The 25,650-nt window shown below is 34.0% G+C and carries 24 protein-coding genes and 1 tRNA gene; 11 read left to right on the top strand and 14 right to left on the bottom strand.

Annotated elements, in window-relative coordinates:
* Nucleotides 1-6: 6 nt before the first annotated feature.
* From rfaE2 to sppA, 5 genes are all read right to left on the bottom strand, one after another.
* Nucleotides 7-486 (bottom strand): D-glycero-beta-D-manno-heptose 1-phosphate adenylyltransferase, encoded by a 480-nt coding sequence (rfaE2, locus tag ACFSAH_RS13265; protein WP_379663230.1) that lies wholly within the window; start codon nt 484-486, stop codon nt 7-9.
* Nucleotides 483-1,040 carry a D-sedoheptulose 7-phosphate isomerase gene (locus ACFSAH_RS13260; protein WP_379663229.1) on the bottom strand — a complete coding sequence of 186 codons (558 nt, stop codon included), beginning with the start codon at nt 1,038-1,040 and terminating at the stop codon, nt 483-485. The genes rfaE2 and ACFSAH_RS13260 overlap by 4 nt, the downstream gene beginning before the upstream one ends.
* A 1-nt stretch (nt 1,041) precedes the next feature.
* Nucleotides 1,042-2,019 (bottom strand): D-glycero-beta-D-manno-heptose-7-phosphate kinase, encoded by a 978-nt coding sequence (gene rfaE1 / locus ACFSAH_RS13255; RefSeq protein ID WP_379663228.1) that lies wholly within the window; start codon nt 2,017-2,019, stop codon nt 1,042-1,044.
* Complete coding sequence (locus ACFSAH_RS13250) at nt 2,016-3,701, bottom strand: helix-hairpin-helix domain-containing protein (protein WP_379663227.1); 1,686 nt, start codon at nt 3,699-3,701, stop codon at nt 2,016-2,018. Before ACFSAH_RS13250 ends, rfaE1 begins: the two co-directional genes overlap by 4 nt.
* A 135-nt stretch (nt 3,702-3,836) precedes the next feature.
* On the bottom strand, nt 3,837-5,600 hold the full coding sequence (gene sppA, locus ACFSAH_RS13245) for a signal peptide peptidase SppA (RefSeq protein WP_379663226.1): 1,764 nt from the start codon (nt 5,598-5,600) through the stop codon (nt 3,837-3,839).
* A gap of 83 nt (nt 5,601-5,683) precedes the next feature.
* Here sppA and folK point away from each other — a divergent pair, with 83 nt between their 5' ends.
* Together folK and ACFSAH_RS13235 are read left to right on the top strand one after the other, a co-directional pair.
* A complete protein-coding gene (folK, locus tag ACFSAH_RS13240; protein ID WP_379663225.1) occupies nt 5,684-6,169 on the top strand; it encodes a 2-amino-4-hydroxy-6-hydroxymethyldihydropteridine diphosphokinase in 486 nt (161 codons plus the stop codon).
* A gap of 3 nt (nt 6,170-6,172) precedes the next feature.
* Entirely contained in the window at nt 6,173-6,535 is a 363-nt protein-coding gene (locus tag ACFSAH_RS13235) for an Hpt domain-containing protein (protein ID WP_379663224.1), read from the top strand.
* Nucleotides 6,536-6,617: 82 nt separating this feature from the next.
* Here the strand turns inward: ACFSAH_RS13235 and pssA are convergent, their stop codons facing one another.
* Together pssA and rho are read right to left on the bottom strand one after the other, a co-directional pair.
* A complete protein-coding gene (pssA, locus tag ACFSAH_RS13230) occupies nt 6,618-7,301 on the bottom strand; it encodes a CDP-diacylglycerol--serine O-phosphatidyltransferase (RefSeq protein ID WP_379663223.1) in 684 nt (227 codons plus the stop codon).
* 221 nt (nt 7,302-7,522) lie between these two features.
* A complete protein-coding gene (gene rho, locus ACFSAH_RS13225; RefSeq protein WP_379663222.1) occupies nt 7,523-9,130 on the bottom strand; it encodes a transcription termination factor Rho in 1,608 nt (535 codons plus the stop codon).
* A gap of 239 nt (nt 9,131-9,369) precedes the next feature.
* Here rho and pyrF point away from each other — a divergent pair, with 239 nt between their 5' ends.
* The 3 genes from pyrF to ACFSAH_RS13210 all read left to right on the top strand — a co-directional run bounded on the left by pyrF (nt 9,370) and on the right by ACFSAH_RS13210 (nt 12,278).
* Nucleotides 9,370-10,197 (top strand): orotidine-5'-phosphate decarboxylase, encoded by an 828-nt coding sequence (gene pyrF, locus ACFSAH_RS13220; RefSeq protein ID WP_379663221.1) that lies wholly within the window; start codon nt 9,370-9,372, stop codon nt 10,195-10,197.
* A gap of 572 nt (nt 10,198-10,769) precedes the next feature.
* Entirely contained in the window at nt 10,770-12,053 is a 1,284-nt protein-coding gene (locus ACFSAH_RS13215; protein WP_379663220.1) for a DUF2851 family protein, read from the top strand.
* Between the two features lie 3 nt (nt 12,054-12,056).
* Nucleotides 12,057-12,278 (top strand): PspC domain-containing protein, encoded by a 222-nt coding sequence (locus ACFSAH_RS13210; RefSeq protein WP_379663219.1) that lies wholly within the window; start codon nt 12,057-12,059, stop codon nt 12,276-12,278.
* Between the two features lie 86 nt (nt 12,279-12,364).
* On the opposite strand, the gene ACFSAH_RS13205 is transcribed toward ACFSAH_RS13210, so the two are convergent.
* The 4 genes from ACFSAH_RS13205 to ychF form a co-directional block, all read right to left on the bottom strand.
* Nucleotides 12,365-12,880 carry a glutathione peroxidase gene (locus tag ACFSAH_RS13205; RefSeq protein WP_379663218.1) on the bottom strand — a complete coding sequence of 172 codons (516 nt, stop codon included), beginning with the start codon at nt 12,878-12,880 and terminating at the stop codon, nt 12,365-12,367.
* 12 nt (nt 12,881-12,892) lie between these two features.
* Entirely contained in the window at nt 12,893-13,792 is a 900-nt protein-coding gene (locus tag ACFSAH_RS13200; protein WP_379663217.1) for a DUF72 domain-containing protein, read from the bottom strand.
* A 122-nt stretch (nt 13,793-13,914) separates the two neighbouring features.
* Nucleotides 13,915-13,986 (bottom strand) — tRNA-Arg (locus tag ACFSAH_RS13195).
* 28 nt (nt 13,987-14,014) lie between these two features.
* Nucleotides 14,015-15,115 (bottom strand): redox-regulated ATPase YchF, encoded by a 1,101-nt coding sequence (ychF, locus tag ACFSAH_RS13190; RefSeq protein ID WP_379663216.1) that lies wholly within the window; start codon nt 15,113-15,115, stop codon nt 14,015-14,017.
* A gap of 134 nt (nt 15,116-15,249) precedes the next feature.
* On the opposite strand from ychF, the gene ACFSAH_RS13185 reads away from it, so the two are divergent.
* Entirely contained in the window at nt 15,250-15,756 is a 507-nt protein-coding gene (locus ACFSAH_RS13185) for a hypothetical protein (RefSeq protein ID WP_379663215.1), read from the top strand.
* A gap of 104 nt (nt 15,757-15,860) precedes the next feature.
* Here ACFSAH_RS13185 and ACFSAH_RS13180 read toward each other — a convergent pair whose 3' ends face one another.
* The 3 genes from ACFSAH_RS13180 to ACFSAH_RS13170 form a co-directional block, all read right to left on the bottom strand.
* Nucleotides 15,861-17,693, bottom strand: coding sequence for a UbiD family decarboxylase (locus ACFSAH_RS13180; RefSeq protein WP_379663214.1), 1,833 nt, complete (start codon nt 17,691-17,693; stop codon nt 15,861-15,863).
* Nucleotides 17,694-17,895: 202 nt separating this feature from the next.
* Entirely contained in the window at nt 17,896-18,087 is a 192-nt protein-coding gene (locus ACFSAH_RS13175) for a cold-shock protein (protein WP_379663213.1), read from the bottom strand.
* A 127-nt stretch (nt 18,088-18,214) separates the two neighbouring features.
* Entirely contained in the window at nt 18,215-18,541 is a 327-nt protein-coding gene (locus ACFSAH_RS13170; protein ID WP_379663212.1) for a DUF3276 family protein, read from the bottom strand.
* A 490-nt stretch (nt 18,542-19,031) separates the two neighbouring features.
* Between ACFSAH_RS13170 and ACFSAH_RS13165 the strand changes: the two genes are divergently transcribed.
* The 5 genes from ACFSAH_RS13165 (at nt 19,032) to ACFSAH_RS13145 (ending at nt 25,625) form a co-directional block, all read left to right on the top strand.
* Nucleotides 19,032-20,048 (top strand): LacI family DNA-binding transcriptional regulator, encoded by a 1,017-nt coding sequence (locus ACFSAH_RS13165; RefSeq protein ID WP_379663211.1) that lies wholly within the window; start codon nt 19,032-19,034, stop codon nt 20,046-20,048.
* 86 nt (nt 20,049-20,134) lie between these two features.
* On the top strand, nt 20,135-21,025 hold the full coding sequence (locus tag ACFSAH_RS13160; protein ID WP_379663210.1) for an ROK family protein: 891 nt from the start codon (nt 20,135-20,137) through the stop codon (nt 21,023-21,025).
* A 167-nt stretch (nt 21,026-21,192) separates the two neighbouring features.
* Nucleotides 21,193-23,037, top strand: coding sequence for an SGNH/GDSL hydrolase family protein (locus ACFSAH_RS13155; protein ID WP_379663209.1), 1,845 nt, complete (start codon nt 21,193-21,195; stop codon nt 23,035-23,037).
* A 45-nt stretch (nt 23,038-23,082) separates the two neighbouring features.
* Nucleotides 23,083-24,501 carry a glycoside hydrolase family 125 protein gene (locus ACFSAH_RS13150; protein WP_379663208.1) on the top strand — a complete coding sequence of 473 codons (1,419 nt, stop codon included), beginning with the start codon at nt 23,083-23,085 and terminating at the stop codon, nt 24,499-24,501.
* A 47-nt stretch (nt 24,502-24,548) separates the two neighbouring features.
* Complete coding sequence (locus ACFSAH_RS13145) at nt 24,549-25,625, top strand: glycoside hydrolase family 76 protein (RefSeq protein WP_379663207.1); 1,077 nt, start codon at nt 24,549-24,551, stop codon at nt 25,623-25,625.
* Nucleotides 25,626-25,650: the final 25 nt, after the last annotated feature.

Below are 25,650 nucleotides of genomic sequence, written 5' to 3'. Positions count from 1 at the left end.
TTGGGTTTAAAAGTTCCTGATCTTATTAATGATGGATGTGCTTGAATACCCTGGAAGGAAGGTGATGGTTTTTACGCTCCCATTGTTTTCCAATACTTCTTTTGCTCCCACAATAGTATCAATTGTATAGTCGCCTCCTTTAACAAGTATATTAGGCAAAGTTTGCTTGATTAAGTTCAATGGCGTTTCTTCTTCAAAGAGAATAACTGCATCTACAAAATACATTGCTGCTAGTAGTAAAGAACGGGTTTTTTCGTCGTTAATAGGTCTATTCTCTCCCTTTAATCTTTTTACAGAGCTATCGGAATTTAAGCCAATAATAAGCTTGTTGCCTAATGCAGCTGCTTCAGAAAGATAGGTTATATGTCCAGCATGTAACAGATCAAAGCATCCGTTTGTAAAAACAACTTTTTGGCCTTTTGCCTGCCATTCGGCAGAAAGCTTTGCGGCTTCTTCCAGAGTTACTATTTTTTGTTGTACGTTCATGAGAAAAATTCGTCTACAGATTTGCAGAAAATATGTCCGATGAGGATATGCATTTCTTGTATTCTAGCCGTTCTTTTGTCAGGCACTACAATATTAAGGTCACATAAATCGTTCATTAAACCTCCGTCTCTACCACTTAATCCAATACTGATGCAATTTTGCTCTTTGGCAGTTTTTAGGGCCTCAATAATGTTTTTACTATTTCCACTGGTAGAAATAGCAATAAAAATATCTCCTGGTTTTGCATAAGCTAATATTTGCCGACTATATACCCTTTCAAAGCCATAATCATTACTTATGGCTGTTAGGGCAGAGGTATCTACCGTAAGTGCAATAGCAGGTAATGCTTCTCTTTCGACTTCAAACCTACCGGTAAATTCAGCAGCAATATGCTGTGCATCTGCTGCGCTTCCACCATTTCCGGCAATCAATATTTTATTGCCCCGGCTCAGCGTATCTTTTATCAGTTGGCATCCTTGTTCTATTTGAGGTACAAGGCTGTCAATAACTTTATTAATGGTGTTCTGATGCGATATCAATTCTTCTAAAACCATATTAACCTTTTATTGATGCAATAATTTCTTCTATACTTGTAGTAGCACTTCCAACGTGTTTTATTACTATGGCTGCTGCAAAGTTAGCTATTTCACAAGCTTCTTCTAACGAAAAACCTATAGCTAAACAGTAACTCATAGTTGCAATTACGGTATCGCCGGCGCCGGTAACATCATATACTTCTGTAGCTTTAACGGGGAGACTTTTGACAGAATCGGGTGTTAAAATAACCATTCCTTCTTCTGATAAAGTGACTACCAGATTTTCGGCCTGAGTAATTTCAAATACCTTTAGGGCAGCTTCCTTCAGTTTGTCTAAAGAATTTATGTTTTTAACAAGAGAAATTTCTGAAAGCTCTTTTCTATTGGGTTTTATGGCATACGCCAATTTATATTTAGAGTAATCTGTCCCTTTAGGATCTACAATAACTTTCTTTTGAATGCTATTACAGTATTGCAATATTTTTTGCGTAAAACTGTTGGAGAGTAACCCTTTGTTGTAATCTGAAATGATGACAATATCGGCTTCCTGAGCATATTTGTAAATTTGTGCGAGCAGATTTTCTGCTATATCATCATTAATTGGATGAGTGTCTTCTCTGTCAATTCTCGCTATTTGATGGTTTGCAGCTAAAATTCTTGTTTTAATAGTTGTGCAACGAGATGTATCTTTTAAAATATATTGGCCATCAATTTGCTTTTCTTTAAAAACATGCTGAATAAAATCTCCGTCCTGGTCATTTCCAACAACTCCCACAATAGAAACTTTGGCACCCAGCGATAGAATATTGTTGGCTACATTGGCTGCTCCACCAATAATTTTATTCTCACTTTTTACGTTAACAACGGGAACGGGTGCTTCTGGAGATAACCTATCTGCACTGCCAAATATGTAATGATCAAGCATCAGGTCTCCAATAACCAATATATTAGGCGTGTACTTTGCTGCAAGTAATTCTAATTTATTTTCTATTCTCATGCTTGAAGTTTTCTGGAATTGAAAATGCTTTCAATTTGCTCCAAATCTAAGCAATTTAAGCACATTTCTTTGGCAAGTCCACCTTTTCTTGCTACGTAAACTCCGTACTGCATGTCTAAAAAACCTTCGTTTCTGTGTGCGTCAGGGTTAATAGATAGCATGACTCCTTTTTCCAGAGCATATTGGTGCCAGCGCCAATCTAAATCTAATCGTAGTGGATTTGCATTAATTTCTATGATGACCTTATTGGCAGCACATGCGTCTATTACTTTTTTAAAATCCAGAGGATAACCACTTCGACTGAGTAACAAGCGTCCGGTAGGATGACCTAAGATGGTGGTATATGGGTTTTCTATCGCTTTTATAATTCTTTGGGTTGCTTTCTCCTCATCCATTTTTAGATTTGAATGTACGGAGGCGACTACAAAATCAAATTTCTCTAGAATTTCATCAGGATAATCCAGACTGCCATCACCTAAGATATCTGATTCTATTCCCTTGAAAATTTTGAAAGGTGCAAGTTTCAAATTTAAAGCATCAATTTCTTGGTGCTGCTGTAATACCCTTTCTATACTTAGACCATTGGCATATACGGCAGTTTTGGAGTGATCGCACATACCAAGATATTCTAATTTTAATGTGTCGCGGCAATATTTAGCCATTTCTGCTATAGAGTGTACTCCATCGCTCCACGTACTGTGGTTATGTAATGTTCCTTTAAGATCTTCGTAAGTTATCAGTTTTGGTAAACGCTTGTTTTTAGCTAACTCTATTTCATTGGTTCCCTCACGTAATTCAGGTTCTATATATTCCAGAGAAATTGATTGGTATAACTCTTCTTCTGTTTTGAAATTGCCTGGTTTAAGCATTTGTTGTATAATAGTAACATGTTTTGCATTACCTGTGGTTTCAAATAAGCGTGAACCTGCATTTTCATGCCTGCAAAAATAAATATTAACAGCAAGCTGGTTTTGATCTTTGAAAGTTATGCTGTCTTCTTGAGTAATTATATTTTCTATATTTTCTGGTTGATTAAAACTGTCCCTTAGTTTTGGGTAGTTATTGCTAATTACCAAGATATCCAAAGATTCAATAATTTCACATTTACGACGGAGATCTCCGGTTATAATAGTATTTGTAAAACTATCTAATTGCTGAAAATGCTGGTGTAACTGTTGTTGGTAATTTAAAGCATATTGTTCTATTGATGCATACAAAAATTTGCCTGAATTGGCCATTTTAAACTCAATAGCTTTTTTGATGTCTTCCTGTGTTTTAGAACCAAATCCTTTAGCTTCTATTAATCTATTCTCATTGCAAGCGTAATAAAGTTCTCCAATGTTATCAATACCCAGATCTTGCCAGATAACAATGATCTTTTTAGGGCCCAAACCTTTTATGCTTAACATATCCAGAACTCCGGTTGGAGTCATAGAAATTAATGTATTAAGTTCTTCTATACTTCCGTTTTGCAGAAGCTCCCAAATTTTGGATGCTGTGCTTTTTCCTACTCCATCTATGGTTTCCAGTTCGGACAAACTCTTGTCTCTTAATTTAAAAGGTAGTTTGTCTACTTTAAAAGAAGCATTAGCGGTAGATTTTACTTTAAATGGATTTTCGTTATGAAGCTCCATTAATTGTGACAATAGTTTTAACGTTCTGGATATTTCTTTGTTTTCCATCTTTTGGCTATAAACTGCTAAGTTAGAGATAAACGTTTATAAAATGAGTGAGTGGTTTTAAAAATAAGAAAGAGGTTGTTTCCTGAAATAAATATAGGAAACAGCCTCTTTCTTGCTGCGCTTGAGTGCTGAAGATTATTCTATCTCAAAGCTATAAGGCATTAATGCCTGTATACCACGTAAGTTTGCTACTTTGTTAAGCTGTTTGTAGTATTTGTAATTATCGCCCAGTTCTTTTTCTACAAAATAGGTTTTTATTTTATCACCTGATTTGCTTAAAAGAGAGAAAAGCCCATCTTTTTTCTCAGGATAAGCCACCACCATATAATCGTTTTCTACTTTTGCTTTTTTAGCCGCTGATTTGACGGCATCTTCAATATGTCCTATTCTGTCAACCAGTCCCAACTCAATAGCTTGTTTCCCTGTCCATACACGCCCTTGTCCAATACTGTCTACATAAGTTTGCTGTATTTTTCTGCCTTCGGCTACACGTTTTGTGAAATCATCATAAATTTTATTGACTTCGTTCTGTAATATAAAACGTTCACCATTGGTTAACGGGCGGTTAATTTGTCCAAAATCGGCATATTCTCCTGTTTTTACCCCGTCAAATGTAATTCCTAATTTGTTATTGAAGAAAGTTTTCATGTTAGGAAGAATAGCAAATACGCCGATAGATCCGGTAATTGTATTTGGTTCTGCAAAAATAGAGTCAGCGGCACAAGAAATATAATATCCCCCAGAAGCGGCGTAATCGCCCATACTTACTATTACAGGTTTTTCTTTTTTGGCTAACACGGTTTCTCTCCAGATAACATCAGAAGCCAGTGAGCTTCCTCCGGGACTATTAACGCGTAAAACAATAGCTTTTACTTTATCATCCAATCTGGCTTTTCTGATAGCTCTTGATATACCTTCAGAACCAATGGTTTCTTCATCTCCTTCGCCACCATTAATTTCACCATTGGCATATATAATAGCAATTCGGTTTTTCCCTGTTTCAGCCGGTTTAACAGTAGTAGCGTAATCTGCAACTGAAACCGTGTTCAGGTTTTTCTTTTTGTCAATCCCTGTTTTTTCTTTCAGTTCATCCAGTACTTCGTCCTTGTATTTTAGGGCGTCTACCATTTTATATTTTAAAGCATCTTCTGCCGATCTGATTCTTAAATCGTTAGCCATTTTATAAAGAGAATCCTGAGGGATATTTCTTGATTCGGATATTTTAGCAATAATTCCACTATATAAAGAATTTAGGATACTGGTCATTTGAAGTTTGTTGGCGTCGCTCATTTTATCCAGCAAAAAAGGCTCTACAGCACTTTTAAAAGTACCCACTTTTATAACCTGAGGTTCTATTTCTAATTTTTCAAGAGCACCTTTAAAGAAAACACTATTTGATGCAATACCTTTAAATTCAAGATAACCTACCGGGTTGAGGTATACTTTAGATGCAACAGAAGCCACGTAAAATGATTTTTGTGTATAAACTTCACTATAAGCAGTTATAAACTTACCCGATTTTTTGAAATCTGCCAGTGCATCACGTATTTCTTCGATAGTTGCCATGCCAGCCTGTACATTTGAAGCATCTAAGTAGATACCTTTAATGGCATTATCGTCTTTTGCATAACGTACGCTTTTTAATATATCATCCAATCCCAGAATCTTTTCTTTTTTAATAGGGCCAATTTCAAGGTCTTCTAAAGGATTTGAAGGAGATCTTTCGGTAATTGGGTAATTAAGATTTAGATATAATATTGAATTATCTTTTACTTCTACAGAACTGCTTGAACTGCTAATGATACTAGCGGTAATGATAGATATGAAAATAATGAAAACAATGATGGAGAGAAAAACTCCAAGCATAGAGGCAAAAACAAATTTGAAGAATTGTTTCATCTGAATTAATTAGTGTTTTTTTTAATTTTGTTTAATACAAATATAAGTTTAGATATTTATTAACAACAATTGTTACAGGATTAATGTTTACGACATTTTTAAGTATTGGTGCTAATTTAGGCGATAGGTTAGACTCTATTGAGAAAAGTCTGAAGCATATTGAGGAAACTATAGGTGAAATTGTTACACAATCATCTGTTTATGAAACTCAGGCATGGGGAAATACAAACCAACCTGATTTTTTGAATATAGCAATAGAAGTAAGGACTCATTTGTTACCGCAGGATTTGTTAACACAAATTGGTGTTATTGAACGAGATTTAGGAAGGAAACGTAAGGAACATTGGGGAGCAAGGACGATTGATATAGATATTTTGTTTTATGATAATTTAGTTATAAAAACACCTGATTTGACTATCCCACACCCGTTTTTGCAGGAAAGAGCCTTTGTTTTGGTTCCCTTAAATGAAATTACTTCAAAATATATACATCCAATTCTGAAAAAAAACGTACAACAGTTATATGATTTATGCGAAGATAAATCGCAGGTTGTTAAACTGATAAAATAAATTATGAGTGATATTAAAATAGACTTGTCTTATTTAGATGAGGTTGCCGGAGGAAATGCAGAATTTATCATTGAAATGATAGATATTTTTTTACAACAAACCCCTGGTTATGTAAGTGGTTTAAATGGTGCTATTGCTGAAAAAGATTGGAAAAGAATAGCGGAAATAGCACATAAAATTAAGCCTACATTAACTTTTATGGGGTTAAATGACGAACAGGTGCAGATGGCGAATATTGAACATCAGGCCAGGGAGCAGAAGGCTTATGAAGAAATTGTTGCGGTTTTTGATAAGCTGAACAGTCTTTTTCCTTCAATTTATGTTGCTTTGGAGAATAAAAAAGTAGAACTAGCAGAGAATACCTGATAATAGGCTCATACATTTTATCTGAGATTTTTGTGTTATCTCTATAAAGGGGGCTTTTGTAGCCGAAAAGGAAGCTTTAATATTAATTGGTTTCCTTTTTGAAATGTATTAAGGAAAATACTATATAAAATACAAAGACTAAAGGAATACCTGCAAAGCCTTTAAATAGCAGAAGACTAGCTATTGATAGTATTAAAAATATAAAACGGTATTTATTGGTGTTCCAGGACAAATCTTTTCCAATTTTCATGGAAAATAGTTTTAACTCGCTGACTAACAGAAGGGAGAGTGTAACTATTAAAGGTAACAAAAACCAGGTAGAATTAATAAAATTGTACTCATCTGCCAGATAAGGCAACGAAATTACCAGAAAAGTATTCATGGGTGTATTTACACCTATGAAATCCTCCGTTTGTCGGGTGTCAATATTAAACTTCGCTAATCTTAAAGCAGAAAATATAGTCACTAAAAATCCCAGGTAGGGAATAAACGAGTTGGCGTTTTCTACCTGTAATAACTGATAAAATAGAATTCCGGGAACAAAACCAAAGCTAACCACATCTGCAAGAGAATCGAGCTCTTTACCTATTTCTGATTTTACGTTTAATAATCGGGCAGCAAAACCGTCAAAAAAATCAAATATTCCAGATAGAATAACAAAGTAGGCTACTGCTTTTAGATTGCCTTCAAAAGCATATATAGCTCCTACGCAACCAGAAAACAGATTAGCACACGTTAAAAAATTAGGAATATGTTTCTTGATCATTTTTGACTGAAGTTAATTTAATTTTATGGACACTTTAGCTATTTATTGTTAATAAATAACATTTTCAAAAATAAAAGGGCTGTTTCAAAAATACAAACTTTGTCATTTGGGTATTTCGGAAAACTTATTACAAACTTTCTTAAGTATACCTGAAAGAGGTCTTTCGACTTTAGTATGACAAGTTGCTTTTGATACAGCCCCTCACAATATTGATGCAAAAATTAACTATTCATAGAAATCAAAAACTCTTCGTTGGATTTTGTTCCTTTAACCTGAGTTAATAAGAATTCCATAGCTTCCTGAGAATTCATGTCTGCTAAGTGGTTTCTTAAAATCCAAATTCTTTGAAGGGTTTCTTTGTCCAGTAACAAATCGTCTCTTCTTGTACTTGATGCTGTAATATCTATAGCAGGGAAAATACGTTTGTTCGAAAGTTTTCTGTCTAATTGAAGCTCCATATTACCAGTACCTTTGAATTCCTCAAAAATAACTTCATCCATTTTAGAACCGGTATCCGTTAATGCAGTTGCTAAAATAGTTAGAGAACCTCCGTCTTCAATATTTCTGGCCGCACCAAAGAAACGTTTAGGTTTGTGTAATGCGTTTGCATCAACACCACCCGATAATATTTTTCCGGATGCCGGAGCTACTGTATTATAAGCTCTTGCCAGACGGGTAATGGAGTCCAAAAGAATAACTACATCATGTCCACATTCCACCATTCTTTTGGCTTTTTCCAAAACAATATTGGCGATTTTAACGTGGCGTTCAGCAGGTTCGTCAAAGGTAGACGAAATTACTTCCGCTCTAACGCTTCTTGCCATGTCTGTAACCTCTTCCGGACGTTCATCAATCAAAAGGATGATTAAATAAACTTCTGGATGATTGGAAGCAATAGCATTAGCAACTTCTTTTAATAAGTTTGTTTTACCTGTTTTAGGTTGTGCTACAATTAAACCACGTTGACCTTTTCCGATAGGTGTGAATAAATCCATTATCCTGGTAGAGTAATCACCAGGTCTGGTAAATAAATTCAGACGCTCTGAAGGGAAAAGTGGAGTCAGGTAATCAAAAGGGATTCTGTCTCTTACCTCAGCAGGAACTCTGCCATTGATAGATTCAACCCTTACCAAAGGGAAATATTTTTCACCCTCTTTAGGAGGTCTAATGCTTCCTCTTATGGTATCCCCTGTTTTTAGACCAAATAATTTAATTTGGGATTGAGATACGTAAATATCGTCAGGAGAAGTTAAATAGTTGTAATCAGAAGAACGTAAAAAACCGTATCCATCAGGCATGATTTCAAGAACACCTTCATTACTGATTACATTGTCAAAGTCAAATCCTGAGTCTTGTGACTTTTTGCCATTTCCGTTACCATTTCTGTCTTTATAATTACGGTCTGTGCTTTCAACTTTAACCTCTTTGCTTTCAGTAGCTTCAGCTACAGGAGCCTCTACTTTAGTTTCTTGTTTGTCCTCAGAACTAACAGTTTTTCTTGCTCTTTTTTCTGTTTTTGGCTTTTCTTCCTCAACAGGTTCTGCAGCATCAAATAATGAAGCGGTTTCAGGAGCCTTAGGTTTTGGTTTTACCTCGGTTACTGTAGTAGTGGTTTTTATAGTACGAGCCCTTTTTTTAGGCTTTTCTTCTTCTTTAACCTCATCTACAGCTCCTGCTGATTTAGCTGCATTAATTAAATCGTGTTGTTCTTTGATTTTTTTTACTAACTCTGCTTTTCGCAAATCATCAGCGTTTTCTATGCCAAAAGTTTTTGCGATTTCACGAAGCTCTGAAACAAGCTTATCGTTCAGTTCGTTTATGTTAAACATTAAGATGAATTATTTCAAGGAAATTTTGTTTTAAGATTTACCCCTACAGTAACATAGTTCTTAAACTTTTTAAAAATATAAAATTGAATTTATTAACTGTATATTGTTAGATAAGGATAAACTGAGATTTCAGTGCAATTCTAATTATTATATTTATAAAAGACAAATTTTTTTTGAAAATATTTTTTAGGTGGTCTACTTTTTTTTGGGCAATTTTGCCACTTAATAAAAAACATCACATGAACAGGCAACAGATTATCGAGCAAATAAAGAAAAAACAATCTTTTTTGGCAATTGGTTTAGATACGGATATCAATAAAATTCCTAAGCATCTATTAAAATACGATAATCCTGTTTTGGAGTTTAATAAGCAAATTATTGAGGCAACGCAGGACTTATGCATCTCCTATAAAATTAATACCGCTTTTTACGAATGTAATGGAATAAAAGGATGGCAGGCCCTTATAGATACTTTTAAATATTTACCTCAAGATACTTTTTCTATTGCCGATGCTAAACGTGGAGATATAGGAAATACGTCTTCTATGTATGCCAAAGCTTTTTTTGATCCTGCTGCTTCAGAAATGGATTTTGATTCGGTAACCGTGGCGCCATATATGGGAGAAGATTCAGTAAAACCTTTTTTAGACTTTGAGGGGAAATGGGCTATTTTATTGGCGCTCACATCAAATTCGGGTAGTCATGACTTTCAGCAGTTGAAAGACGGAGATAAAAAGTTTTTTGAATGGGTGATAGAAAAATCAAGTCAATGGGCAAATGCCGATAAATTGATGTATGTGGTTGGAGCTACAAGAGGAGAGGGGTTTTTGGATATTAGAAAATATGCCCCAGATAATTTCCTGTTGGTTCCGGGAGTTGGAGCGCAAGGCGGGTCTTTGGAAGATGTATGCAAATACGGAATGAATAAGGATTGCGGATTAATTGTAAACTCTTCCAGAGCAATTATTTACGCTTCTGCGGGAGAAGATTTTGCAGAAAGGGCCAGAGAAGAAGCTTTGAAAGTTCAACAGCAAATGAGAAACGAGCTTCAGAAAATTCATTTTTAGTATTTATTATTTATAGGTGCTTTTTCTTGTTTAACCTGAGTGCTGGATAAAAGTTTTTTTGTTTTTAGCTAGATTCCTGTTTTTTTGAAAAACTGCTTTATCTAAGCAATTTGGGGTATTCCTATGGGTGTTAATACCTAAACAGCTTTGCTGTACAATATAAACCAGTCTAAAATAAATTTGTACAATTCATTCAGAATGAGTACACTTGAATATATAGTGGTTTCAAAATTGATTCGACAATTTGTATAGCTATAATAGGATAAGATACCCTGATTTATAACTCCACCTATTCTCCACTGTATCTGGTATTATCTTATAGTCATTCCAGTACTATTTTCCCACTCATCTTATACTGTCCAAGTTGGTCGTTTTAAAGAAGTAAATGCTTTCTTATTTTGTCATTCGGATTGCTCCTGAAAAGGTAATGCGAACTTTGAATGCTCCCGTTTTTTTAATCCCCAACTGCTCCCGTTATTTATATGCTATTTGTAGTAATATAGTGTCGAATTAGGAGGGGAGTTGTTTTTATTAAAATATTTTTTTGTGGAGAAATATTCTTATTTTTAAGAATGTTTCCCGATGAGCATACACTCCAACAATTGTGGAAGCACCAGTTGCTTCCAGAATCTGGCTTCCAGACTTTAGAGGGGGAACCTATTGAAATTATTGCTCCTGGATTGTTAAATGTAGATGCCGGTCCTGATTTTAGTGATGCAAAAATAAAAATAGGAAATACGTTATGGTGCGGTACAGTAGAAATTCATGTATGTTCTTCTGATTGGTTGAAGCACAAGCATCAACAAGATAAAGCTTATGATAATGTTATTTTACATGTAGTCTGGAAGCATGATAAAGAAATTGTGCGTTCGGACGGAACGGAGCTTCCTGTTTTGGAACTTAAAAAAGTTGTAGATAAGGATACCATTGCCAAAATAGCTTATTTAAAAGATAGTGAAGGATGGATTGCCTGCGAATCACAGATTAAACATATAGATCAATTAACAGTGGTTAATTGGATGGGCAGACTTTTGATTGAACGCCTTGAATACAAGACTAAAGATATTGAGCGCATTTATGAGTATTGCAAAGGGAGTTGGGAAGATACATTTTATATTTTAATTGCATCCAGTTTTGGTTTTAAGGTTAATAAGCAACCATTTGAAATGCTGGCCAAGCATTTGCCCCAAAATATTTTATCTAAATATAAACAATACCCATTGCAGCTTGAAGCACTTATTTTAGGTGTAGCAGGTTTTTTGGAAGCAGATTTTAAAGATGATTATCCTAATGCATTAAAGCAAGATTTTCAATTTCTGAAACAAAAACATCAAATAATACCTTTAGATGCTTTTTTATGGAAATTTCATAAAACCAGACCAGATAATTTTCCTATAATAAGATTGGTTCAGTTTACAGGATTGGTGCAAAAATCATCACATTTGTTTTCTAAGTTATTAGAAATAGAAGATGTTAGGGGGTATAGAGATTTATTTGTCGGTTTGCAAATTAATGAATATTGGCAACAGCACTACCATTTAGATAAAACACGTTCTCATAAAGTTTTGGTTAATTTAGGAAAAGCATCTATTGATAATTTACTGATTAATGCCATTGCACCGATGTTGTTCTTTTATGGGAAATTAATGGGGAATAATTATTATACCGAAAATGCTTTAAAACTATTGCAGGATACAGCTTCAGAGAAAAATCATATTATTAATGGCTTTTTAAATCTGGGAGTTAAAGCATATAGTTCGTTTGATAGTCAGGCACTTATTCATCTGAATAATTTTTATTGCAATCAAAAAAAATGCTTAAATTGCGCCATTGGAATAAAAATCTTAAAACAATAAAGTATGATCCAGCGAATATTTACCTTCTTTGAAAGATATTCTTTTGGGGTTTGCACTTACTTAGGAGAGAAATTTGATATTTCTACAACTAAGATCAGGTTGTTTTTTATTTACACATCTTTTTTAGCTGTAGGTTTCCCCTTGTTTTTTTATTTTCTGGCAGCTTTTACTTTAGATATCCGAAATTATATTAAAAAAGCCAGAATGAAATATTGGGACATCTAATGAATTAGTTGATTCTTTTTAAGGGGCTTAAAATAAAAAAATCTCTTCCGTTTAGAGAAGAGACTTATTTGTTTAGCAGGAACTTTTTAAAGATATTGAGTAATTTCTTTAGATAAAGGTGTAACCGCTGACCTGAAACGATGAATTAGCTTTCCATTTTCATCAATCAAGAATTTCTCGAAATTCCATTTAATGTCTCCCGAAAAATCAGGGTTAGCCGCAGTTGTTAAGTATTTAAATAAGGGATGCATATCGTCACCTAAAACACTAACTTTTTCGCTTAATGGAAATTTAACCCCGTAAGTTTGTTCGCAAAAATCCCTGATTTCTTTATTGCTTCCCGGTTCCTGTCCCTTAAAGTTGTTTGCAGGAAAACCAATAACTACCACCTTGTTTTTAAAAAGTTCAGATAGTTGCTGCAATTCTTCATATTGCTTAGTATATCCACATTTAGATGCTGTATTAACAATCAGAATTTTTTTACCCTTGTATTTAGATAGGTCAAGGTTTTTGCCGTTAATATCTTTCATGTTTTTGAATTGATAAATATTTGTAGCAGGGGCTACGAATAAAAGGCTGAGAATGAGAATTAAACTTTTCATTGTTATTGAGTTTTATAGTAATTTCAGTTGATCGTTATTATCATGTAGTGTTTTAGGTATTGGAATATTACAGCCTAAAGCTAGGTTTAGATTTCTGATAAAATATGCAGCCAGTAAAGGGGATTCCAGTTCAACATTTTGATGAATAAAAAAATAGAGATTCTCCAATCCTTGTTCCTTCCATTGCTGAATTCTTGAAATCCATTCATCCAGACGTTTGTAGTCGGTAGGGTGATTGGCTCCAACCCATCTTATAAAGGCAGTTTTGGAGCTTAATCTCATATGCATCATATCTCTGCGCCCAGCTGTGTCAACTAAAATGTTGGTCAGGCCTAAACTATTTAATAAATGGTAATAATTGTCGTTGATGATAGGGCTTTCAAACCATTCTTTATTTCTAACTTCTACAGCTAACGGGATAACTTTAGGGAAAGACTTTAAATAGGTTTCCAGAGACCCAAAATCTTTAGGTTTAAAGTTGTCGTGAAGCTGTAAAAATGCCATTCCTAATTTGTCTTCAAAATGAGCTATTGCATCACAAAATTCTTCGGTAGGCTGTTGGGCTCCTACTAATCTTTTGAAATGACTGACGGTATTGGGGATTTTAGGGAAAAACTTGAAGTTATCAGGTGTTTTATTACTCCACGTAATCACTTGGTCTTTTGATGGTGCTTTGTAAAAAGTTGCATTTAGCTCAATACATCCAAATTGTGTAGCATAATAAGCCAATTCATCTTTTATTCCTTTGGGATAAAAACCTTTTAAATCTTGTTTATTCCATTTGGCACAACCAATGGTAATATACAGAGGTTTTTTGTTTTTACTATTGCTAAGTAGTTTCAGCGTATCAGGATGATCGTGAGGTAGGCTGAAGTCTACTGTTTCAGGATGATCTACTTTTCCAAATTGCATTTAACAAAAATAGCTGTTTATAGGCAAAGTTGTTTATGGAAAAGAACAGACTGATGTAACTTAATGAAAGGCTTAAATATTATTACAAAGCAAGTAGAATTCTTTGTATAGAAAATAATTTGTGCATCCTACAGGAATCGAACCTGTACCATGAGAACCGGAATCTCACATTCTATCCATTAAACTAAGGATGCAAGCGGGAAAATTTCCCAAAGTTAAACTTTATACGTTAAATCTGAAATGCATGATGTCGCCATCTTCAACAACGTAATTTTTTCCTTCCACTCCTAACTTTCCAGCTTCTTTACATGCAGCCTCAGAACCTAATGTTACAAAATCGTTGTATTTGATAACCTCTGCTCTGATAAAACCTTTTTCGAAGTCGGTATGAATTACACCGGCAGCCTGCGGAGCAGTAAACCCTTTGGTAATTGTCCATGCCCTAACTTCTTGAACACCAGCTGTGAAATAAGTGTATAAGTCCAATAATTTATATGCAGCTCTTATTAATTTAGACACACCAGATTCTGTTAATCCAAGATCGTCTAAGAACATCTGACGCTCTTCGTAATCTTCCAATTCGGCAATTTCAGATTCTATTTTTGCAGATATAATCAGTACTTCTGCATTCTCGTCTTTTACCGCTTCTTTAACCAGGTCTACGTATTTGTTGCCAGAGTTTACAGAAGCTTCGTCTACATTACAAACATATAATACCGGTTTTGCTGTAAGCAAGCTTAAATCAGCAATAAAATCGAAATCTTCCTCAGAAAGAGATGCTGTTCTTACAGATTTTCCAGATTCTAAATGTTGTTTTACTACCGAAAGTACGTCGTAGGTTCTTTTAGCCTCTTTATCACCACCGGTTTTAGCCATTTTTTCAACTTTTTGGATACGTTTAACCACAGTATCCAAATCTTTTAGTTGTAGTTCTGTGTCGATAATCTCTTTATCGCGTATAGGGTCAACGGAGCCATCTACGTGAACCACATTTCCATCGTCAAAACAACGCAGAACGTGTATAATGGCATTGGTAGCTCTAATGTTTCCTAAAAATTGATTTCCTAAACCTTCACCCTTAGAAGCACCTTTTACCAGTCCCGCAATATCCACAATTTCTATGGTGTTAGGGACAATCCTTTGAGGTTTTACCAATTCAGAAAGTTTATTAAGTCTTTCATCAGGAACTGATATTACCCCAACATTGGGCTCGATGGTGCAGAACGGAAAGTTTGCCGCCTGTGCTTTTGCGTTAGATAAGCAATTAAACAAAGTAGATTTTCCGACATTGGGTAACCCAACAATTCCACACTGTAATGCCATATATGAATGTTTTTATGTACTAATATTGTTATTGAAGATTCAAAAAATTTGCGCAAAGATAATGCTTTATATTGGATATCTATCAGTCTTAATATTCTTAAAATTTTTTATATTTAGGAAAATAAAAATAAAATATGGAAGAAAACTATGAAAATTTGGGAGGCGAAGAGAATTCTGAAGAATCTCAGTTAAATACTCATGCTGATATACAGTTTGATAGCACTATCAAAGGTTATGTATCTGAAATAACCAAGTGGGGGAAACTGATGGCTATTTGTGGTTTTATTGCTGCCGGTTTTATGGTATTGGCAGGTGTACTACTACTTTTTATGGGAAGTATGCAGGCTATTGCCAGATTGTTTCCCGGATTTGGAGGCTTATTAGGAGCAATTTACATTGTTATGGGGGTTGTTTATTATTTTCCTGCTAAATATTTGTACGATTTTGTGGTTTATGCGCGTCAGGCTTTACAGTTTAATGATCAGGAATCTATCACTTATGCCTTTCTGAGGTTAAAATCTCATTATAGGTTTATTGGTATTATGATTATTGTAATGATTTGTTTGTACTTCTTGATTTTTGTGGCGGCATTTATTGGCGGAATGTCCAGTGTTATAGGTGGAGCAGGAGCACATATTTAACAGATTGTTGATTTTAGATTAGAAATATTTAAAATAAGAATGTCCGGTATCAAACGTTTGTGCCGGACATTCTTATTATTAAAGCTTTATGCTAATTATGTGTTCTATTTGATGAATCCATAGAGTGACCCACCTTTATCCCATATTCTTGAAATCTTTTTTTCGATTTCATTATCTAATTCTAGTGGAGGTGCATGATGAGGTTTAATTCTTGCATCAATAATCATAGGGCCTTTGCATCCCCAGTGTTTATTGTCAATAAAAGAATTTATTCCGTGTATGTCATTAGATGGATTGCTTCGTGTAAAAGTTACCCAAACAAAATTCTGCCAGTTTTTTGCTGTAAAAAATGCATCATCGGCAAGTATCAGTAAGGGGAAAGTTGATAAATCCTGAGTTTTTAAAGCCTCATTGAGAATGGATATTTCATGTACAGTTTGAGCTTCGCTTACATACTCATTAGCTTGTATTACCATAATTCCTGGTAGTACCAGTTGAGTTCCACTGAAGATATTGGGCAACTTAAAGTCGGAGGGAATCTCGGTACCGAGCTCTCTTTTTTTATCACTAGCAACAGTAATTGCAACCTTAGATCCAGAATTTAAATCAGAACCAGAATAGTCTAATGTATCTATCGTGGTTTTGGTGTAAAAATGTAGGTCTCTTTCTGTATCTATCCTTTCCAAAATATGTTTGAAAAAAGAAGGTACATTATGAATATCGAGATCTGGATTGTCTTCTTTAGCACAAATAAAAAGATATTTTGCCAGGCTCAGTTGGTTTGATCCTAAAATCCGATTTGCTTGAGTAAGAATTTCCTGAGGTTTCCGTTCTTTAATATATGGGGTATATCTTTCACTACCGATGGCGAATAAAAGAGGGTGTACACCTGCTTCGTCTACAGCGTTTACAGCACTTACTCCAGGGATTTCCTGCGGAATAGCCTTTCCGGAGATTTCGTGGATCAGAGCACCAAAGCTAGTGTCTTCCTGCGGGGGTCTGCCTACAACAGTAAAGCTCCATATGGCGTCTTTTTTATGATACACATTGCGTACTTTCATTAATGGGAAGGGGTGTGTAAGACTGTAATAGCCTAAATGGTCGCCAAAAGGTCCTTCTGGTTTGTTTTCATGAGGATATACCATTCCGGTAATTACAAAATCAGCATCGGCAGAAATACAAAAACCTTCATTATCATAAAAATATCTGAATCTTCTATTGCCTAAAGCGCCAGCAAAAGTAGTTTCTGTTAAACCTTCGGGAAGGGGCATGACAGCAGATAATGGATGCGACGGAGGGCCTCCAACAAAAATACTAACTTTTAAAGGTTGTCCCAATGCATTAGCTTTTGCCTGATGAATACCAATTCCTCTATGCAGCTGATAGTGAAGTCCAATTTCATGATTTTGTATATAATCATTACCATTAAGCTGAATCCTGTACATACCTATATTCGAATTCATAATGCCGGGATTTTCTATGTCTTCTGTATATACTTGAGGCATGGTGACAAAAGCCCCTCCATCCATAGGCCAGTTTACAATAGGCGGGATATCTGATATTTTAGCTTTTTCGAATGCTGAAGGTTTTACTTTCATGGGGAGGGCAGATAAAGCCGTAAGCGAAACACCGGCATATTTAAAAGGAGATTTAATCGCTTTCATTGGATCTCCCTTTAGATCTACAAGTGTTTTTATTTTATCTAACGAGTCCCTGAACATAAATTTGGAACGTTCTATTGTGCCAAATAGATTGGATACGGCTGGAAACCTGCTTCCTTTGATATTCTCGAATAATAACGCTGGTCCTTGTTGTTCGTAAACTTTTAAATGAATGGCTGCAGCTTCCAGGTACGGATCAACCTCTTCTTTTATCCTTACTAAATGACCGTTTCTTTCCAGGTCATTTACACATTCGGCTAAACTTTTATATCCCATAGATACAAATATCGTATGAATAATATTATAAAGAGTAAAATTCTATAGAGATATATGTCTGGTGTATGGCATTTTTTAATATATGTTAGGACGATATGAAAAATGCAACGATAGGAGGGATAGATACTTGACAATAAAAAAGCCATCGCTACAGGCGATGGCAAAATGATTTGTTAAATGTTAAGTTATATGATTGTTTAGCTTATGCCAATTTTACATTCACTGCATTTAATCCTTTTTTTCCTTCTTTAAGGTCAAAAGTAACTTGATCATTTTGATTAATTTCGTCTATAAGACCCGAAACGTGAACAAAGTATTCTTTGTCTGTTCCGTCTTCTTTAATAAAACCGAATCCTTTGGTTGCATTAAAGAACTTTACTGTTCCATTATTCATGATAAAAAAAATTTACTCAAACATAAGTATAAAAAATGAAAAAATAATTAGTGACTGTATGTTTTTTTTGTAAATAAAAAAGCCACGATGTACGTGGCTTTGTATTTTTTAGTAATTATTACCGATCTTATATTTCAAAAGAAAACCCGTCATCTGATTTTTGAGCAGCTTCTTCAGTAGCATATTCGTATCTTTTTTCTACTACTTCCTGATTGGCTTTAATGTACTCAACAGTTTCAGCTAAGCCTTCTGCGAATTTTTCGAAGTCTTCTTTATAAAGGAAAATTTTATGCTTTACAAACACACCATCCTCTAATCTTTTTTTGCTTTCTGTTACGGTAATGTAATAGTCGTTAGATCTTGTAGATTTAACGTCAAAGAAATAAGTTCTTTTACCAGCTCTTACCTTCTTAGAAAATACCTCTTCTCTCTCTTTGTTTTCGTAATCTCCCATTGCTGTTGTTAAAGTGTTTAAGTTTTGATAGGTTAAATAAAGAAAGAAAAAACTAAAGTTCCAAATATTAATTACATGAAATTTTCAATTTTCGATAAAGTTGCTGTAAAAACTGAAAAAAAGGGGTGTTTGGGACAGTGTTTTCTATTGAAAATTTAGTATATAACATTTTTCAAAGTAGAAGACGGTTGCTTTATTAGGAAATGAAAGAGGTGTATTGAAATAGGGACAGGTTTAAAGTTGATAAATTTTAATTAACATATTTTATTTCAAAGAGTTATAAGAGATTCTCTTAAGAATGAATGTTAAGAAAGTATTGGGCAATATGAAGGGAGTAAACATTGTTTTTAAATTTGAAGGGTAGGGCTAAATTGATTTCTGTGAAATAAATTATTTAAATCACCAATTCTATTTTTATAAATGGTTATTTTGCTGTGACTGTAAAAACAATGGTGTAAAATATTATCAAACTATAACATAAATATCGAAAGTGGGTAAAAGAATTTCTATTAATAGTATTGCTAAAGATTTAGGGATATCAATTACTACGGTATCTTTTGTTTTGAATGGCAAAGCACAAGAAAAACGTATTAGTGACAAACTGGTTAAGAAAGTAATGGAATATGTGGAAAAGTCGGGATATAAACCTAATTCATTAGCAAGGAGTTTGCGTACAGGTAAATCTAATATTATCGGTTTGATCGTAGAAGATATCTCATATCCTTTTTTTTCTACTATAGCTAAAGAAATAGAGGAGAAAGCGTATAAGAACGGATATAAAATAATTTATTCAAGTACAGAGAATAATATAGATAAAACTAAAGAGCTTATTGAGATGTATAAAGATAAGCATGTTGACGGATATATAATTGTACCTCCCGAAGGAATAGAAGATGAAATTAATGCACTTTATGCAAGCGGTAAACCCGTAGTAGTATTGGATAGAACACTTAAAGATGTAGAAGTGGATAATGTTGTTGTTAATAATTATGATAGTGTTTATAAAGCAACAAAGTATTTGATTTCTAACGGGTTTAAGAATATTGCATTCGTTACTTTGAATTCTTTACAGAGCCAAATGCTGGATAGACTTTCTGGTTATGAGCAGGCAATTGTTGAGCAGGGTTTAATGCCATATATTAAAGAGGTTTCGTATATAGATAGTGAACAGGCAAAAAAGCATATTTTATCTTTCATTGAAAGAAAAGTTGATGTTTTAGATGCTATAGTTTTTGCAACAAATTATTTATGTGTGAGCGGTTTAAAAGCATTGAAGGAACTTAGGTTGCATATTCCAGATAAAATGGCGGTAGTCAGTTTTGATGATTATGAGCTTTTCGAGATGTACTCTCCTTCTATCACAAGTATTGCACAACCTACAGGGGCTATTGCAGAAAATGCAATAAATCTATTATTATCAAGATTAAAGAAACAAGGACAGGATAAAAGAAATCAAAAAGTTGTGCTGCCCACCACGTTAATAATTAGAGAATCTTCTGAAAAATAAATCGAAAAATCAAAAAAAATAAGTTTATTTGTTTTTGCTAAAACGGTTTAGTATAATTGTGTGTCAATTTGAACTTAAAATAAATAATGAAGAAGGAATTTACTGAAAAATTAATTGGGGTAGATATTGGTGGGTCTCATATTACTGTGGCGGAACTATCGAAGAGCAATATTGTAAAGGAAGAGACATTAAGAAGAGAAAAAGTTAATTCTCTTGGAGATTCGGGTTCTATTCTTACTACTTGGACAAACGTTATAAAAGATGTGATTGGTGATAGTAATCCTGATTTTGTAAAAATTGGAATAGCTATGCCTGGTCCATTTGATTATGCAGAAGGAATATCATATATAAAAGGTTTAAATAAATATGATTCTCTTTATGGTATGAATATCAAATCATTACTATCTAATTCTCTTTCTTTACCAGAATATAATATTTTATTTCGAAATGATGCTGAAGCATTTTTACATGGGGAAGTTATTGCTTTGAAAATACCATTAGAATTGAAAGTAATTGGAGTAACGCTAGGTACAGGTCTTGGATCAGCAAGAAGTGTGAATGGAAAAACGGAAGATGTTTTTAGGGCTGTTTTACCCATGAAAGATTCCATTGCAGAAGAATATATATCAACGAGGTGGTTTCAAAGAAGGTATATGGAGTTGTGTGGTAGATCTTTAAAAAACGTTGAAGCATTATTGTGCGAAAAAGATGAAGGATTAAAAAACAAGTTGTTTTTTGAATTTGGTACTCATCTCGGGCTTTTTCTTAACGATTTTGCTAAAGAAGAAAATGCGGATATTATAATAGTTGGAGGTAATATAGCTAAATGTCTGGCATCTTTTAAAGAAGTGCTGGGAAGTTGCTTAGAAAATAAAAAATTAACGATTTATCAAAGTACTTTATGGGAATATGCTGCTTTAACTGGTGCAGGAGCTATTTTTTCTGGATTTGAGTCTTTGAATTTAGTGAAAAAATAATTTGTTTTTTATTTGCTAAATCATTTTAGTTGTTATATATTTGATAATAACGAATTATTATATAACCTAAGAATCTGTGTTTTGAGCTGAAGTTGACAAGGGGGCTTGTCTGTTTTGTTGAGATAGCTAATTTAAACGTAAATCAAAATATCTTAAATAAAATTATTATGAATAAACTGATTAAAAGTATAAGTAAGGTTTGTGCTTTCTTGTTTTGTATGTTTATTACATCTATGGGGGTCTCTGCAGAGAAAGTGCTTAAAGTAGTAGTCTTGGGGTCTTCTACAGCGGAAGGTACCGGAGCTACTGCTGGTCAGGGATGGGTTGCTAGGTATACGGCTTATCTGAAAAGTATTAATGTTAATAGTGAACTGATAAATCTTGGGAAAGGGGGGTACACAACATACGAAATTATGCCAAACGGTAATTCAGTAGCCGGTAAGAGAGCCCCTGATACAGATAGAAATATCACTAAAGCTCTGCTTTATAGTCCTGATGTCATTATTGTAAATATGCCTAGTAATGATGTTGCTGCTGGTTATTTGGCTAGTGAAGTAATGGCTAACTATGCTGCTATCAAATTAATAGCTGAAACGGCAGGTGCTCAGATATTTTTTACCACTACTCAACCTAGAAATATGGGATTTGAGCAAAACCAACAGCAAATTGCCATTAAAGAGGCAACTATAGCAACTTATCCAGATAGATATATAGATTTTTGGTCAGGAATTGCTGAGCAAGACGGAACTATCAAGTCAGAATATAATTATGATGGTATTCATTTGAATGATGCCGGACATGAAATTTTATACAATAGAGTAGTGGAGACCTCAAGTATTATGACTTTTGCCAAACCTTCTGTTACTCCCGGTTCTTACTCTGAGACAGGAAGATTATTGATTGATTTTGGAGGTACAAGTACTATATCTACTGGGAATTGGAATAATGTGACAGGAGCGAGACAGGTAGGTGTAACTTATGCGGTTTCTTTAAAAAACTCAATTAATGAAAAAACCCCCTTTAAAATTTATGTGCATAAGGCTTTTAATGAAGTTAATTATGAAGGTGTAAATTCAGGAGTAAATATTTTGGATTACCCTAATTCGGCTGCAAATGATAGTTTTTTTGGGAATGGGAGAGTAGAGTTTAATGGTGTAATAGCAACGATGGCCGGAGTAACTTTGGATAATTTGGATATGGATAAATTATATTCTTTAACTTTTTTTGCAGGAAGGCGGGGTGTTGCTGATAATAGGCAAACAAAATATACAGTGAAAGGAAGAACAACACAAGAAGTGATTTTAAATACTACAAATAATACATCTACAGTATTAGTAAATAATATGGAGCCAGATAATGAAGGGAAAATAGTTATAGATGTTACCTACGGTAATGATAATAATAGTGCGAATTGGTTCTATTATTTAGGGGTTTTAGATATAGAATATAAACCCAAAACAACCCCTGTAGATTTAGTTAATTTTAACTTGTCGTCAGAAGCAGATTATGTAAATGTAAGTTGGACAACATCTTCTGAAGTTAATGATTCACATTTTGAAATATATAAATCTGGTTCTAATAATAAATTTGAGTTGATGTCGTCTGTGCCTACATCTTCGGCTTCAGGATATAATACTTATTCTTACACAGACAAAAATCCATTTACTGGTATTAATTATTATTTCTTACGTCAGGTAGATAAGGATGGAGTTTATAAGGATTACGATGTGAAATCAGTTAATTTTAATAATATAATTACTAATACTTCTTATGCATATATACAAAAAGGAACAAATAATCTTATGATTTATGGCCATGGAAATGAGGAAGATCGTGCTCAAATTGTAGAAGTGAAAGTAATTAGTATTGACGGAAGATTGTTGGCTAAAAAGAATGTCACTTTTACAGAAGGGGTAAATGATATAGAGATTACTTCATTAGAGTCTAAAGGGGTGTATGTTATTACTGTAAAAAAATCTAATAAGTTATCGACTTACAAAATCCTTTATTAATAATTTTTTATAGAAAGTTTAACTCAGTTATAAATACAGAAAGTTTTGAAACGAAGATCTTTTATTAAAAATGTAGGTTTAGCAGGAGGAGCGTTATACCTGGGAAGGCCATTATCTTATGCCTCTCTCCAAGGTTTTAAAGAGGTTAGAACCCCACTCGCTAATCGTAACTTTAGCAGTTTGGCAATAGAAAAGGCTATTAAAGAATTTTCAAAGAATGTAAAGAATAAAGAATTGGTTTGGCTTTTTAATAATTGTTTTCCAAATACGCTGGATACTACAGTAAGATTTACAGTTAAAAATGGAAAACCAGATACCTATGTAATTACAGGGGATATTGATGCAATGTGGTTGAGGGATAGTACGGCGCAAGTTTGGCCGTACCTCCCTTTTATGAATGAGGATGAAAAACTGAAACAATTGATCGCCGGAGTCATCAATCGTCAAACAGAATGTATTTTAAAAGATCCTTATGCAAATGCTTTCTATAATGATCCACTTAAACAGGGCGAATGGAAAGATGATCTGACAGATATGCAGCCTGGAATACATGAAAGAAAATGGGAAATAGATTCTCTTTGTTATGCCATAAGATTGGCTTATCATTATTGGAAAGAGACCAATGAAACAGAATGTTTCGATAAAGCTTGGAGAAATTCTATAAAAGAGATATTAAAAACATTTAAGGAGCAACAAAGGAAAAATGATCTAGGGCCATATCACTTCCAAAGAAAAACTTCATGGGCTACAGACGGTGTCCCAATGGATGGGTATGGTTATCCTGTAAAACCAGTAGGTTTGATCTGTTCAGCCTTTAGACCAAGTGATGATGCTACAGTTTTCTCTTTTTTGGTTCCTTCTAACTATTTTGCAGTAATCAGTCTTAAACAAGCATCAGAGATGATGCGAAAAATAGCTAACGATGCTAAAACTGCTGATGAGTTACATGATCTTGGAGTGGAAGTTGAAGATGCTCTGAAAAAATATGCCGTTGTAACTCATGCTAAGTTTGGAGATATATATGCATTTGAAGTAAATGGCATGGGAAGCTATAATTTAATGGATGATGCAAATATCCCTAGTTTATTGGCAATGCCATATCTAGATTCGGTTTCTGTTAACGATCCAATTTATCAAAACACGCGTAAATTCATTTTTTCTGATGATAACCCTTTCTATTATAAAGGTAAAGTTGCGGATGGAGTTGGTGGCCCGCATATTGGAAAAGATATGATTTGGCCTATGAGTCTGGTAGCAAGAGGTATAACGGCTACAGAGGAGTCTGAAATAAAACATTGTATTAAAATATTGCAAAGCACACATGGTGGAACTGGGTTTATGCATGAATCTTTTCATAAAGATAACCCTGAAAAATTTACACGTTCCTGGTTTGCCTGGGCAAACACCATTTTTGGAGAGTTTTTATGGAAAGTTTATAAAGAGAATCCAAAGTTGTTGACTTAATTAGAGGAGAATATTTTTTATATCAACCTTTTTTTAATAAATCAGTTATGATTTTCAAGGAAATTACGTTATGTGCACTTGTTCTTCTAGTGACAGGATTTGTTTCCGCACAGGAATCTAAATATATCGATCGTGTCAAAAAAATTGATCATGCTGTAAAGGTATATTTAAAGGCAAATAAAACGTCATTATATTATGAAACAACAGATAGTTCTAAAAACGAGAATAAACATTCCTGGTTGTGGCCATTATGTGCTTATCTGCAAGCCACTAATGAAATGGAAGTTTTGTTTCCGGGAAGTAATGCTATGAAATCTGCAATGAAAGCAGTTGATAAATATTGGGCTAACACAAAGCCTGTTCCTGCTTATCAAGATTATGTAAATAAAGAAAAAATCACAACTAAGTATTATGATGATAACGAGTGGGTGGCTATTACTTATTTAGATGCATATAAGCGTAATGCTAAAAAGAAATATTTAAAAGAAGCAAAGAAAATATATAATTTTATTCTTTTCGGTCTTGATTCTGTTACCGGGGGTGGGATATATTGGCGAGAGAAAGATATGACTACGAAAAACACGTGTTCCAATGGTCCAGGTATATTGGTTGCCCTAAGACTTTATCAGCAAAATCCTAAACCAGAATATTTAAAAACTGCTATAGATGTTTATAATTGGACTAAAAGTCGTTTACAATCTCCTGAAGGAATTTATTGGGATCATATTCAGATTCCGTCTTTGAAAATTAATAAAGACACTTATACTTATAATACGGGTACAATGCTACAGTCTGCAGTGATTCTATACAATATCACTAAAGATGCAAAATATCTTGAAGAAGCAAAACTGCTAGCAAAAGCAGGTAAGGCTCATTTCTTTAAGAATAAAAGATTACCAAATGAATATTGGTTTAATGCTGTAATGCTTAGGGGGTACATAGAGCTCTATAAAATTGATAAAAATACTGAATGGATAGATTTCTTTAAAATAGATGCAGATGAGATATGGGATAAAGAGCGTAATGAGCAAAATTTATTAGGCACACGTTCAGAAAAAAGATTAATAGATCAAGGTGCCATGATAGAAATTTATGCCCTTTTAGCGCAGGCAGAGCAATTGTAATAAAACAGTTATAAAAACCAAATTA

It is taken from the genome of Pseudopedobacter beijingensis, assembly GCF_042678145.1.
GTDB lineage: Bacteria > Bacteroidota > Bacteroidia > Sphingobacteriales > Sphingobacteriaceae > Pseudopedobacter > Pseudopedobacter beijingensis.
Note: the sequence above shows the minus strand (reverse complement) of the source record. Positions and strands in the feature narration are given on the sequence as shown.

What these genes read in the sequence shown, in the direction of transcription:
- ACFSAH_RS13145 (WP_379663207.1), top strand. Translation starts at nt 24,549, where the DNA reads ATGATTTTCAAGGAAATTACGTTATGTGCACTTGTTCTTCTAGTGACA.
- folK (WP_379663225.1), top strand. Translation starts at nt 5,684, where the DNA reads ATGTTTACGACATTTTTAAGTATTGGTGCTAATTTAGGCGATAGGTTA.
- ACFSAH_RS13205 (WP_379663218.1), bottom strand. Translation starts at nt 12,880, where the DNA reads ATGAAAAGTTTAATTCTCATTCTCAGCCTTTTATTCGTAGCCCCTGCT.
- ACFSAH_RS13235 (WP_379663224.1), top strand. Translation starts at nt 6,173, where the DNA reads ATGAGTGATATTAAAATAGACTTGTCTTATTTAGATGAGGTTGCCGGA.
- rho (WP_379663222.1), bottom strand. Translation starts at nt 9,130, where the DNA reads ATGTTTAACATAAACGAACTGAACGATAAGCTTGTTTCAGAGCTTCGT.
- ACFSAH_RS13260 (WP_379663229.1), bottom strand. Translation starts at nt 1,040, where the DNA reads ATGGTTTTAGAAGAATTGATATCGCATCAGAACACCATTAATAAAGTT.
- ACFSAH_RS13210 (WP_379663219.1), top strand. Translation starts at nt 12,057, where the DNA reads ATGATCCAGCGAATATTTACCTTCTTTGAAAGATATTCTTTTGGGGTT.
- ACFSAH_RS13180 (WP_379663214.1), bottom strand. Translation starts at nt 17,693, where the DNA reads ATGGGATATAAAAGTTTAGCCGAATGTGTAAATGACCTGGAAAGAAAC.
- ACFSAH_RS13200 (WP_379663217.1), bottom strand. Translation starts at nt 13,792, where the DNA reads ATGCAATTTGGAAAAGTAGATCATCCTGAAACAGTAGACTTCAGCCTA.
- ACFSAH_RS13175 (WP_379663213.1), bottom strand. Translation starts at nt 18,087, where the DNA reads ATGAATAATGGAACAGTAAAGTTCTTTAATGCAACCAAAGGATTCGGT.
- ACFSAH_RS13185 (WP_379663215.1), top strand. Translation starts at nt 15,250, where the DNA reads ATGGAAGAAAACTATGAAAATTTGGGAGGCGAAGAGAATTCTGAAGAA.
- sppA (WP_379663226.1), bottom strand. Translation starts at nt 5,600, where the DNA reads ATGAAACAATTCTTCAAATTTGTTTTTGCCTCTATGCTTGGAGTTTTT.
- rfaE1 (WP_379663228.1), bottom strand. Translation starts at nt 2,019, where the DNA reads ATGAGAATAGAAAATAAATTAGAATTACTTGCAGCAAAGTACACGCCT.
- rfaE2 (WP_379663230.1), bottom strand. Translation starts at nt 486, where the DNA reads ATGAACGTACAACAAAAAATAGTAACTCTGGAAGAAGCCGCAAAGCTT.
- pssA (WP_379663223.1), bottom strand. Translation starts at nt 7,301, where the DNA reads ATGATCAAGAAACATATTCCTAATTTTTTAACGTGTGCTAATCTGTTT.
- ACFSAH_RS13170 (WP_379663212.1), bottom strand. Translation starts at nt 18,541, where the DNA reads ATGGGAGATTACGAAAACAAAGAGAGAGAAGAGGTATTTTCTAAGAAG.
- ychF (WP_379663216.1), bottom strand. Translation starts at nt 15,115, where the DNA reads ATGGCATTACAGTGTGGAATTGTTGGGTTACCCAATGTCGGAAAATCT.
- pyrF (WP_379663221.1), top strand. Translation starts at nt 9,370, where the DNA reads ATGAACAGGCAACAGATTATCGAGCAAATAAAGAAAAAACAATCTTTT.
- ACFSAH_RS13215 (WP_379663220.1), top strand. Translation starts at nt 10,770, where the DNA reads ATGTTTCCCGATGAGCATACACTCCAACAATTGTGGAAGCACCAGTTG.
- ACFSAH_RS13250 (WP_379663227.1), bottom strand. Translation starts at nt 3,701, where the DNA reads ATGGAAAACAAAGAAATATCCAGAACGTTAAAACTATTGTCACAATTA.
- ACFSAH_RS13155 (WP_379663209.1), top strand. Translation starts at nt 21,193, where the DNA reads ATGAATAAACTGATTAAAAGTATAAGTAAGGTTTGTGCTTTCTTGTTT.
- ACFSAH_RS13160 (WP_379663210.1), top strand. Translation starts at nt 20,135, where the DNA reads ATGAAGAAGGAATTTACTGAAAAATTAATTGGGGTAGATATTGGTGGG.